A 12090-nucleotide genomic window follows, 5' to 3' on the forward strand; every position below is an offset into this window, starting at 1 on the left:
CTTCCCTATACATATAGATAAAATTAATATTAATTAAATATATTCAATTAGAGATATTAGTAAAAAAATTAAATGGAATCAGCAAATAAACCTATCTTTTTTAAAAGTACAATGGCATGTTCTTTCTCTTCTTTGGTTAGACTTGAAAAGATATTAGCTATCGCTTTTCTATGCTGCGGAAAAATTTCTTTTATTACTTGGTGACCTCTTTCAGTTAATTTCCCATAAATTACACGACGATCTTTTGGACAAGCAATCCTTTCCAAGTACCCTTTCTCCTCTAACTTATCAACTACGTATGTAATGCTGCTACTTGCAAGCAATACTTTTTTACCGATTAATTGAATCGGCTGTTCTCCCTTATGGTATAAGAATTCCAAAACCGCAAATTCTGTTAAATTTAAATTGTAACTTTTTATATCTTTAACTACTTGCTTTCTAACGGATTCCAGGGCTCGACTCAATACGATAAATAATTTTAAAGAAAGTTCTTCATCTTCATGTACTTTAATTTCATTTTGCATCCATCTCACCTTTCCCAAAATATCTCGAATTCATATTAATTATATTCGAGGTAATGGTTTTCGTCAATTAATTAATTTTCACACAAAAAATGACGACATCTCGTCGCCATTTATTTATTCATTAAATCTTGGATCCGATAGTAAACGCTCAACCTCTTCTTTATGTCTTGTTTCATCTGCAATCATATCTTCAAGCTGAACGACTAACTCTGTCATTCTTAAATCTTCTGCTTGCTTTTTACGTTCTTCATAACGCTCAATTGTTTCTGATTCTGATTTATGAACAGCTTCAAGTAAATCTTTCACTTCTGAAGGTTGAGGTACTTCAGCTGCAGTTGTCGTTGGTGTTCCACCCAACGCTTTTATCTTTTCTGATAAATACATTGCATGGCCAAGTTCATCTGTAATTTCTTCTTCAAAGAAAGGTTTTAATGCAGAACGATACAAACCGGAAACAACAGAAGCACTATACGTATACTGAATAGCCGCCCCATATTCATGGGCTAAATCGAGATTTAAACCTTCGATCAGCTTTTCTTTTTCTTGATCCATTTACTTCACCCCTTTAGTTTTTCCTATCTTTTATTCTTCCCTATTCAGATAAAATAAAACAAAAAATTCGTCTGTATTAATGAAAAGGTAAACGTTCAGGATAATTAAACTAAAAAGGAAGTGATAAAAAGTTATTCCCAAGTATATGGAGTTTCTTGATACACATAATAATTTAGCCAGTTAGAAAACAACAAATGGGTATGCGCTCTCCAAGTGTTAAGTGGTGTCTTATTAATATTATTGTTTGGAAAATAATTTTCCGGCATATGAATATCCAAACCCTTTGCCAAATCTCTCTCATATTCTTCGGCAAGCGTAGTTGCATCATATTCTAAATGACCAGTGACCATAATATGTTTATCATCTTTCGATTTCAATAAAAATACTCCTGCGTCATCCGATACAGCTAATATTTGCAAATCAGGATGATTTTTTATTTCTTCCAAAGCCACTTCCGTATAACGAGAATGAGGTGCATTAAAAACATCTTCAAATCCTCTGACTAGTTCGACTGTTGGATCCAATACCGTATGATTAAAAATACCCGAACATTTTTTAGGTAATTCAGCCTTATCAATTCCATAATGATGATAAAGTGCAGCCTGTGCTCCCCAACAAATATGAAAAACAGAGGTGACATTTGATTTTGTCCAATCCATAATTTCAACAAGTTCTTCCCAATAATTCACATCTTCAAATTGAAAATGCTCTATCGGTGCTCCTGTTATAATCATCCCATCAAAACGCTTATCTTTTATATCATTAAATGTAGTATAAAATGTGTCTAAATGGGACTTACTTACATTTTTAGACACATGTGTAGCTGTATGTAAAAATGTAATATTCACTTGTAAAGGAGTATTTCCTAATAAACGTAATAATTGTAATTCTGTTTTCTCTTTCTCTGGCATTAAATTCAATATCACTATATTTAATGGACGGATATCCTGAGTTCTTGCTCTATTCTCATCCATAATAAATATTTTCTCTTTTTTCAGTAATTTTCGAGCAGGCAATTCTTGTGGTATATTTATTGGCACCTTACTTCTCTCCCTTCCCTTACTACATTATAACGGTTTCAATCTCTTACTGGCAATTATAATATATACATACAGCCGATTTCTTCCGATTAAAAATCGTTCATCTTGCCAATTTATAATAACTATGTTATTTTACTTATTATACATATTGACTGATTCTGTCATTTGGTCATTATTAGAAACGGAGGAGGTAAGATGGGATTTGACCGTAGGCAGGAAATATTAAATGCAGCAACAAAATCGTTCTCCTTATTTGGATATAAGGCAACAACAATGGATCAAGTCGCAAAGCTAGCCAACGTAGGAAAAGGGACCATTTACACTTTCTTTAAAAATAAGGAAGAATTATTCGATGAGATTACTACAAAATTAATTTCAGATATGGAAATGGCTGCTACAAACGCGATTAATCCTTCCCAGTCCTTTCAAGAAAATGTACATCTTGCTTTATATAGTATGCTTGAATTTCGAATTGAGCATCAGCTTACAATCAAGTTATTTCAGGAAGAACGTGATATTGGTACACCTGTCGTACAGCAAGTCATGAAAAAGTTGGAAAGAACCATATTAAATTTCATTAAAGAGAAAATTGATCGTGCGATTGAAAAAAATGAGATTAAGCCTTGTGATTCAGAAATTACTGCTTTTATATTGCTTAAACTATATATCGCGCTCATCTTTGACTGGGAGCGAGATCGTGAGCCGCTAACTAAAAAGGAAATCGCTAATTTATTTGATCTTTATATTTTTAAAGGATTATCAAACTGATAATCCATCATTTTTTAATTTTAATGACCGTTTGAGAATTTCGGTCACTTATTACAACAGGAGGTCTATTCAGTGAAAGGAATAGTAAAAGAGTTTAGTCAACTATGTAAAGAACATAAGTTGCTCATTGCAACAATCGCTGTTATCGCGGTACCTATTTTATATGCCGGGATGTTTCTGTGGGCATTTTGGGATCCATATGACCACTTAGCAGATTTACCAATTGCAGTTGTAAATGAAGATAAAGGCGCAACATTAGAAGATGAAAAGATTCAACTCGGAAATGAGCTTGTAGATAAGTTAAAAGAAGATCCGGATTTTGACTTTCATTTTGTACAAAAAGAAAAAGCAAACCAAGGATTAAATAACCAAGATTATTATATCGCTATCGAAATCCCTAGTGATTTTTCAAAAAATGCGACGACGCTTATGGATAACACTCCTAAGCAGCTTGATATCATTTATATGCCGAATGAAAGTTATAATTTTCTTGCTTCACAAATCGGAGAAACGGCGATGCTACAAATTGAAGCTGCTCTCGAAGAAAAAATTACGGAAACATATGCAGAAATGATTTTTGAAAAAATTGATGATGTAGCAGTAGGGCTCGAGGATGCTAGCAAAGCTACCAATGACTTAAATGAAGGTGCAGAAGAATTGAAAAAAGGAACTGGAGACCTTCAAATTCATTTACAGACTTTAGCCGAAAAAACGCTTGAATTTCAAAATGGTATGACAACTGCCAAAGATGGTTCCGGTGAATTAACGGATGGTTCTTCCCAATTAGCTACTGGTATGGAACAATTAGATGAAGGTAATAAACAGCTTTTACAAGCATCTGAAGAAGTTAAAGCAGGCTCAGATCAAGTGGCAAATGGAGTTAGTCAGACCAACGCAGGTATGCAACAATTAAATGAAAAAACACCAGAACTACTTGATGGCACAAATGCTGTTCTAGATGGAGTAAAAGAGTTAAAAAAAGAACTCCCTGCTCAGTTAGCGAAAAACATTCAAGAAACGATCCAAGCGAATGGGGAAAAATTAACCGAAGGATTAGATGAATTACAAGCAGGTGTCACATCAGGTTTAGATCAACAATTAGCCCCTGCTTTAACAGAAGGGGTTGCGAATCAAGTTGCCGATCAACTCATTGCCAGTCAATCTGCACAAGTAGAACAGCTAGCAACGACACTTCTAGAAAATGGCGTCGACCCTCAACTTGTTAAAGGGGTAACAGATCAGCTGAAAGATCAAGCACCAACAAAAGATGCAACCGTCGAAATGATTAAAGAAAGTTTAACAAGCCCAATTAATGAATCCGTACAAACGGTGAATTCTACTATCAAAGATGGCTTTAACACATACAAAAAAGAAATGACAAACGGTCTTGCAGGGGCATCTGATGGATTAGATGAAAAGATTGCACAAGCTGTCAATCCTTCCTTTCAACAGCTTCAATTAGGTCTGGAAGCAATTTACTCAGGGCAGGAACAACTACAGTCCGGTGTGACCAAATTAGCTGAAGGAACTGAGAAATTAAATAACGGTGCCGCTTCGTTATCTGAAGGGCAACATCAATATGTTGAAAACATGCAGCTATTTAGCACTAAATTTTCCGATGCTCGAAATGGTGCTGATTCCTTAGCAAATGGTGCTGGCAAATTATTTAACGGCATGGTGACACTTAGTGATGGATCTATTCAATTAAACAATGGAGCAGTACAGTTGAAAGACGGAGCGCTTCAGCTAAATGAGGGAATGGGTGAATTAACTAATGGCACATCTGAGTTTAAAACAGAGATGAATAAAGCTGCAGATGATGCTGCTGCAATCGAAACCGATGAAAATACCTACAATATGATGGCAAACCCAGTCAATGTAAAAAATGAAAAAATAAATAAAGTACCAAATTACGGAACAGGATTTGCACCATATTTCCTATCATTAGGACTATTCGTAGGAGCTCTGTTACTATCAATTGTTTATCCTTTACGTGAACCAGCAGGCATCCCAACTAGTGGATTAAATTGGTTTTTTAGTAAGTTTACAGTGTTATTTTCGGTCGGAATATTACAGGCATTCATTGCTAGTGGATTTTTATTACTTGGTCTCGGTTTAGAAGTGAAGAGTGTTCCACTGTTTATTTTGTTTGCCGTGATTACAAGCCTTGTGTTTATTACACTTATTCAATTCCTTGTCACATGCTTAGAAGACCCAGGTCGCTTTATTGCAATCATTATCTTGATCTTGCAATTAACGACAAGTGCAGGAACATTTCCTTTAGAACTAATTCCGAAAGCATTGCAACCATTTAATTATTTGTTGCCGATGACTTATTCTGTAGAAGGATTTAAAGCAGTCATTTCAAGCGGTGATTTCTCTGTAATGTGGCAAAATGCAGGAATCTTACTCGCATTTGCAAGCCTATTTATTTTACTTACAATCTCTTACTTTATAGTGATGTTTAAACGAAAATTTGGTTCCATGCAGGAAAAACATGTTTAAACATTCAGAAGTTATCAACAGATTTTTCTTTTAAGTGTTTTTATGTATCTTTTATAATTAATTAAAGTTGAAAACGTCGGATTTGGCTTCATTTCAATGGGTTTAATGCTTCGCAATCCCTTTCGAATGAGAGCCAGAACCGACGTTCTTTTATTTAAGTTGCTTTATTAACTATAGTTATACACAAGATTAACAATCATTTTGGGGATAATTTTTTAAAGTATTGATATTACAATTCTCATCCTTGTTCATATGTATTGTGGATAATTCTGTGGATTATGTGGATAAGGTGGATAACTAAATTATCTATGTAACTAAAGTCTTACTCAGTAAGGACTTACCCTCTTATTAATTGAAATGCATCGGTCTTAGTATCTAATACTTCTAACAATTCTATCTCCTTTTTGTAGATAACCATTTTCTTATTAATAATTATAAAATTAAATGATCATATTTTACTTAACCTTCGCAGTAACAAAGAGAGTATAAACAGATATGTGGATAACCTAGAAATAGCGTCGTTGATTTACGCTCTTGGCAATCGCTTTCACCACAGGCATAAGAGCGACATCTGTTCTAGCGAAGGAAATATGTGGAGACTCCTATGGGAGCATAGGCCTAGATGAGACTACGCAGTGCGTAGCACAAGGAGGCTCAACAGCCGCCCATGGAAAGCGAAACATATTTCCACAGCGGTATGCAATTACATCGTCAGTTATGTCGCAGTGTATATCAATTAAGATGATGAGAAAATTTTTGAAGTATAGTTGTCTACAGGTTTTTAAAGTCACCAGTTTCTCAACTAAGGAGTCTAAATACTACCAAGGTTTATTTATCTATTTCACGCTACAAAAATTGAGAATATTAAATATAAACATATTCATAAGTATACTTTATGTTCATTTCTTGATATGATAAATACAAATTAATCTCTAGTGAAGCACTATGAAATTGAGGTGAAATACGTGCAAGAAACATGGGCATTTTTAGATACTGGACATCATGACGCAGCAACAAATATGGCTATAGATGAAGCTCTGCTTCATTGGCACAGTGAAGGTAAAATAGCCCCGACGTTACGATTCTACGGTTGGAAGAAACCTAGCCTCACTGTAGGACACTTTCAAAATGTAGAAAAAACCATAGACTTTTCGGGTATCGAAAGACATGACTGTGATTTTGTCCGTCGATTAACCGGTGGAAGTGCAGTTTTACATGATGATGAATTAACATATAGTATTATCGTAAGTGAGAGTCACCCTAAAATCCCTCACTCTGTGAACAAAGCGTATTATATTTTGTCTCAAGGATTGTTAGAGGGATATCGTGAATTAGGAATTGAAGCAGACTTTGCTTATCCTGAACGAGAGTTATTGCGAGATCGATCCGCAGTCTGTTTTGAACAGCCGGCAATTTATGAAATGGTTGTTGATGGGAAGAAAATTTCCGGAAATGCACAAACACGTAAAGACGGAGTACTCCTTCAACATGGTTCTATTCCAATGAGTTTTGACTCCAATATGTTATTTGATTTATTTAAATTTTCTTCTGAACGGCTTAGAGAGCGGCAACGAAATGCATTTGAGAAAAAAGCGATTAGTATTTATGATATTAAGAAAAAAGAACATACATATTCGATGCTTAAAGAAGCATTTTTAAAAGGTTTCCAAAAAAGTCTAAATATCCTTACAGAGCCAACGGAATTAACAAAAGACGACTGGCATTACATTCATCATTTAGCTGAAACTAAATATCGAACGAAAGAATGGAATGAACATCGTAGAAAAAAAGCGGGGAGTGTTTCATCATGACAAAAAATCAAGAATACTTACGTAAGCCGGATTGGTTAAGAATTAAAATAAATACGAGCGATTCCTATAAAGGGCTTAAAAAATTAATGCGAGAGAAAAAGCTAAATACCGTTTGTGAAGAAGCAAGATGCCCTAATCTTCATGAATGTTGGAGTGAACGACAAACAGCTACCTTTATGATCCTTGGGGATACGTGTACGAGAGGATGTCGTTTCTGTGCTGTAAAAACTGGTCTTCCGAATGAACTTGACTGGGGAGAACCTGAGCGTGTCGCTGATTCTGTAAAAATTATGGGTTTAAAACATGTGGTTATTACGGCTGTTGCACGTGACGATTTAAAAGATGGTGGAGCTGCTGTTTTCGCTGAAACAGTTCGCCAAGTACGTAAGAAAAATCCTGGAACAACCATTGAAATTTTACCTTCTGATATGAAGGGTGATTACGAGAGTTTACATACATTAATGTCGTCAGAGCCGGATATTTTTAACCATAATATTGAAACAGTTCGTCGCCTAACAAAGCGTGTACGTGCCATTGCTAAATATGATCGTTCACTTGAATTATTACAACGTGTTAAGAACTTTGCACCTAACACACCAACAAAATCAAGTATAATGGTCGGTCTTGGGGAGACAAAAGAGGAAATTCTAGAAGCTATGGATGATCTACTTGCCCATGATGTTGATATCTTAACAATCGGTCAATACTTACAACCAACGAAAAAACATTTAGATGTAGAACGCTATTACCATCCAGATGAGTTTAAAGAGTTGGAAAAAATCGCATTAGAAAAAGGTTTTAAACACTGTAAATCCGGTCCACTTGTCCGTTCCTCTTACCACGCAGACGAACAAGTATCAGCTGCTTCAGCACAACGCCGCATTCAGTATATGAAAGGTTATGAAGAAACAGAAAATAAAGAAGTAGACTTTTCGTTAGTTGATATGTTGCGATCTGATTCTTAAATAAAATTAATTGTTTCCATAGGCTGTTGAGAAAACCTCAACAGCCTTTATTACTCTTGCTCTGGACTTGATATCAAGCCGAGAAATAAATTTATGTTTGACTCTTCCATATTAATTGTAAATAAAAATGGTCGGTTTACATCCATATAAAAGTCGTCTCCAATGATAGCAGAAGTCGCTCTCATTTCCACTGAAGTTGCCGCAGCAGCTTCCGATCCTTCCTCATTAACATTAATAAAGGCTTTTTGTTTCACTTTATGAATCCACAAAGGAGTGTCTTCTTCGATCATCTGCGAAAAATCTGCTTCATTATTGTCAAAAGCTGAAATTATTCCTAACTGTTGTAAAGACTCATTTAATTTTGTTTCATATTCAACTTGAAACTTAGGCAGCTTTATAATACCGTTTGTTTCTTTAAATTGTGTTTGCAACTCTTTCCAGCTTTCAGGAGTCATTTCTTTGGCGACTTCATCCAACGAAACACCTTCGTTGGGAAGAATAATTTGCATGTTCATCTCCCCTTTTCCATATGGAAGTTTTATTGCTTGAATAGATTCATTTTCTACATATTCTAGTTCTTCTTCCAATACCATAAAAGGGACATCCATTTCACTTTCAGGTGAAAAAAACATTGAATCCTTAGTGTTTCCTTCATTGAATTCATAAGTCCATTTCCCTTTAAAATATAATGCATTTATTAACAAAGTAGCCATATCTGGATGTAAAGGGGCCTCAATAATTTCTTCAATCTTCCCATTTGTAGAATCATTTACCCAGTTATTAATTTGATTGACTGAAGCATTATCTAAAACAATTTCAGAAATTTCCGCATCGAAATAATCGATTGCTTTTTTCTTAAACTCTTCCTTAAAATGATATTCTTCATTTAACCAAATTGAATTTGCAATGGAAAGTTCGACTCCCTCTGAATCCTTTATTAATATATCCAAAAGTGCCCGATTAGCCTTATTAATTTCATCAGCAGTTAGCCCATCCAGTTTTAGTGCCTCTTCCATTTCCTTTTTTGTTATATCCTCTGCACCATTATATGCGATTAATAATGCCATGAGAGCACTCGTAGGTGAAATCAAAATATTCCCGTTTTCATCTGGATCCACTTTATCAAGCAAAGAAAACCCTAAAATGTTATTAGGTTCAACAAGTTGTTCATAATCCCCCACACTTCCGGAAACGGCTTGGTCTTCTTGCTCTTCTACTTCCTTGCCATTTCCACAACCAACTGCTAATAAAAGAATGAATAAAATAATAAGTAACTTAGCTTGTCTCACGATTATCCTCCCTATTTTTTGGATTTGTGATGATTCTCATAAACAATACTACACCTGTTTTGCCATCTGTTATAGCAATAAAGAAACATTTGAAGATTCCCTTACGACTTCAAATTCATGGTACCATTTATCATAAAGCATTTATTAACAGTGTCACTAAATCGGGGTTTAAAGGAGCTACTATTATTTTTTCTATTGGATTCACTAACCCAGTTATTAATCTGATCCACAAAGGATCATCCAGTACATCTATTTAAGAGATTTCAGCCTGATAAAAATCTTTTTTTATTCATAAAATTCCTCATTCGAGTTATCCATATTTTATGCTTCATCCAGGTTATGCACATCTGTTAATGAGCTACAACCGGCAACTAGAGTAAAAAAAGAAAGATTGATAGATATAAGAATACTCGTTTAGTCATACCATGGTGCTCCCACTAAATTTTATAATATAATGTATTATGTTACTATAATATTAATTTTCTTAAATTCTACGTTAGAAAGGTCGTAGTTATTCATGCAGTTTCCAGAACCAAGTGAAAAGATTTCGTCCAAAGCAATTACTGTTTGGCGCATAAGAGATAGTATTTCAGCTCTTATTCAATTAATCATACTTTCTATCCTATTTTTTGCGTACTACTATTTTAATTGGTATAGCTGGATAAGCGTAATTTTATTTATCATTATTGGATATATTATTTTAAGTACTATTTATAAATTAACGATTTACCCGGTATATTTACAGCGGACATGGCGATATGAAATTGATAAGGATCATATTCAAATTAAACACGGGTACTTCCATAAATACCACGCTATCGTCCCAATGAGTCGTGTAGAATATGTGAATACGAATCAAGGACCACTCCTTAGAAAATTCGGTTTGTCATCAATTACAATTGGAACAATCGCTTCTTCTCACGATATTCCTGCGCTGCCTGTGGAAAAAGCAAAGGAGCTCCGTAATAGAATTGTTTATTTAGCACAAATTGATGACTCACAAAAAAACAGTTTAGAAATGGACGATGCAAATGAATGAACAGCCATTAATGCAAAAAAGGCAACATCCTTTATGGATGCTCTACCAAATTGGTGTATCGGTAAAAGAAGTAATCGTCCCCATACTTATATTTTTCGTTTTTAATATTCGTAATGAAGCACTCTGGGTTAAATTAGGATCTATTGCACTCATACTATATATCATCTTCCGCATCATTACTATTATATTTCAATGGAAGAATCATACATACTTATTTACAGATAATAATGTCGAAGTCAAAGAAGGAAGATTTGTTTCCAATAAAAGATATATTGCACTAAATAGAATTCAGAGTCATCAACAACAAACTTCCGTTTTGCATCGTCTATTTGGTCTCACCTCTTTATCTCTAATTACTGGAACAAGCTCGGACAATGCGGTAATAAAATTTGAAATGATTTCAGATAAAGAAGCAGAGCGAATTAAATGGATTATCCAGGAGAACAAACTAAACACTCCGGAAGACGATAATGAGCTCAACGAAAAAGTAGCAAAGGATCAACAAAAACTTCATTATAAAATTTCTTTCGGAGAAATTTTTCTAATTGCTCTAACTTCTATTTATGTAATAGCAATTTTTCCGGTACTTGTATCCATTTATTTTAAAATCGACGAGATATTCAAATTAGACGCTTTTGTTTTGCAAATTTTCTCTTTTTTAACGGATTCATGGATTTTGATCACGATAACATTACTGTTTCTTATTGGTTTCGGTATCGGTTCAGGTGTCATCATCACGTATTTACGTTTTGGTAATTATCAAGTTTCTTCAGATCATGAGCAAATCTATATTTCTCGTGGAATTTTTAATAAAACATTTTACACGATTCCTAGAGAAAAAGTAAATGGCCTTATCATTGAGAAAGCTATCCCAAGAAGACTTTTTAAATTTGTGAAAGTTAAAATCGTTAGTTTAGGAGATCTCTTTGATGAAAGCGAAATGGAAACAGATATCCTATTCCCTTTTATTAGAGAAAGAAAACTAAAGGATCTACTTCCTGAGATTTTACCATCGTTTAAGTTATCGGAAGAGATGAATCCTTTACCAAAACAGGCGCTGTTTGTTAATTTAATTCAACCTAGTTATTTGTTAGTCATTGTTACGTTTTTCATCTTTTTCTTCTGGCCTGAATTTTGGTTTGTACCGGTTATCTATGCATTTTTGCTCATTTTTTACCGGATTGCTAAAACCTATCTGTCAAAGTATGCACAAACTGGAAAGAGGATTCAATTTCAAACAGGTGTGTTAGTAACGGAAACTTTTATTACAATTCGAGAAAAAGTAGATGAACTAGAGGTAAACCAGTCATGGTTAGAACAACAATTTGGACTCGCTACAATTAGTTTAACTTCAAGAGCAAAACCAATCCATGTCTCTACCTTGGAACATTTGCCTATTGAAACAGTGATAGAATATTATCTTTGGTTTAAACAGGAAGCAAGTGGGAATAATCGGGTAAATGATAGTAAACAAGCGGACATATAAATTCGCTTGTTTTCACTTTCTTATAATAGTGGTCTGATAACTTTTCAATAAATTGCTGTAATTAAGCTTGATATTAATAGTATATAATATTAGTTGAACATTAATAATATA

10 protein-coding genes are annotated in these 12090 nt (G+C 34.3%); 6 read left to right on the top strand and 4 right to left on the bottom strand.

All coding sequences use genetic code 11. The annotated features are described in order from the left end of the window. Positions 1-68: 68 nt before the first annotated feature. The 3 genes from SPD48_RS14940 to metA all read right to left on the bottom strand — a co-directional run bounded on the left by SPD48_RS14940 (position 69) and on the right by metA (position 2116). Positions 69-524 (bottom strand): MarR family winged helix-turn-helix transcriptional regulator, encoded by a 456-nt coding sequence (locus tag SPD48_RS14940; protein WP_336258935.1) that lies wholly within the window; start codon positions 522-524, stop codon positions 69-71. Positions 525-638: 114 nt separating this feature from the next. Next, the gene (locus SPD48_RS14945; RefSeq protein WP_336258936.1) at positions 639-1076 is read right to left on the bottom strand and encodes a ferritin-like domain-containing protein; all 438 of its coding nucleotides are present in this window, start codon (positions 1074-1076) and stop codon (positions 639-641) included. 131 nt (positions 1077-1207) lie between these two features. Beyond that, positions 1208-2116 (bottom strand): homoserine O-acetyltransferase MetA, encoded by a 909-nt coding sequence (gene metA, locus SPD48_RS14950; protein ID WP_336258937.1) that lies wholly within the window; start codon positions 2114-2116, stop codon positions 1208-1210. A 195-nt stretch (positions 2117-2311) separates the two neighbouring features. On the opposite strand from metA, the gene SPD48_RS14955 reads away from it, so the two are divergent. From SPD48_RS14955 to lipA, 4 genes are all read left to right on the top strand, one after another. After that, positions 2312-2884, top strand: coding sequence for a TetR/AcrR family transcriptional regulator (locus tag SPD48_RS14955; RefSeq protein ID WP_336258938.1), 573 nt, complete (start codon positions 2312-2314; stop codon positions 2882-2884). A gap of 72 nt (positions 2885-2956) precedes the next feature. Further along, entirely contained in the window at positions 2957-5389 is a 2433-nt protein-coding gene (locus tag SPD48_RS14960) for a YhgE/Pip domain-containing protein (protein WP_336258939.1), read from the top strand. A gap of 965 nt (positions 5390-6354) precedes the next feature. Next, positions 6355-7200, top strand: a complete 846-nt coding sequence (locus SPD48_RS14965; protein ID WP_442962162.1) for a lipoate--protein ligase family protein — start codon at positions 6355-6357, stop codon at positions 7198-7200. Then, positions 7197-8165 carry a lipoyl synthase gene (gene lipA, locus SPD48_RS14970; RefSeq protein ID WP_336258940.1) on the top strand — a complete coding sequence of 323 codons (969 nt, stop codon included), beginning with the start codon at positions 7197-7199 and terminating at the stop codon, positions 8163-8165. The genes SPD48_RS14965 and lipA overlap by 4 nt, the downstream gene beginning before the upstream one ends. Positions 8166-8215: 50 nt before the next feature. Here the strand turns inward: lipA and SPD48_RS14975 are convergent, their stop codons facing one another. After that, on the bottom strand, positions 8216-9454 hold the full coding sequence (locus SPD48_RS14975) for a serpin family protein (protein ID WP_336258941.1): 1239 nt from the start codon (positions 9452-9454) through the stop codon (positions 8216-8218). A gap of 517 nt (positions 9455-9971) precedes the next feature. Here SPD48_RS14975 and SPD48_RS14980 point away from each other — a divergent pair. Beyond that, positions 9972-10493: a PH domain-containing protein gene (locus SPD48_RS14980; protein WP_336258942.1), complete on the top strand. Its 522-nt coding sequence runs from the start codon at positions 9972-9974 to the stop codon at positions 10491-10493. Continuing rightward, on the top strand, positions 10486-11979 hold the full coding sequence (locus tag SPD48_RS14985) for a PH domain-containing protein (RefSeq protein WP_336258943.1): 1494 nt from the start codon (positions 10486-10488) through the stop codon (positions 11977-11979). The genes SPD48_RS14980 and SPD48_RS14985 overlap by 8 nt, the downstream gene beginning before the upstream one ends. Positions 11980-12090: the final 111 nt, after the last annotated feature.

Source organism: Pseudogracilibacillus sp. SE30717A (assembly GCF_037071985.1).
Classification (GTDB): domain Bacteria; phylum Bacillota; class Bacilli; order Bacillales; family Amphibacillaceae; genus Pseudogracilibacillus.

Excerpts from the sequence above, each read along its gene's own strand:
- SPD48_RS14955 (WP_336258938.1), top strand. The coding sequence starts at position 2,312 with ATGGGATTTGACCGTAGGCAGGAAATATTAAATGCAGCAACAAAATCG.
- SPD48_RS14945 (WP_336258936.1), bottom strand. The coding sequence starts at position 1,076 with ATGGATCAAGAAAAAGAAAAGCTGATCGAAGGTTTAAATCTCGATTTA.
- SPD48_RS14985 (WP_336258943.1), top strand. The coding sequence starts at position 10,486 with ATGAATGAACAGCCATTAATGCAAAAAAGGCAACATCCTTTATGGATG.
- SPD48_RS14980 (WP_336258942.1), top strand. The coding sequence starts at position 9,972 with ATGCAGTTTCCAGAACCAAGTGAAAAGATTTCGTCCAAAGCAATTACT.
- SPD48_RS14940 (WP_336258935.1), bottom strand. The coding sequence starts at position 524 with ATGCAAAATGAAATTAAAGTACATGAAGATGAAGAACTTTCTTTAAAA.
- lipA (WP_336258940.1), top strand. The coding sequence starts at position 7,197 with ATGACAAAAAATCAAGAATACTTACGTAAGCCGGATTGGTTAAGAATT.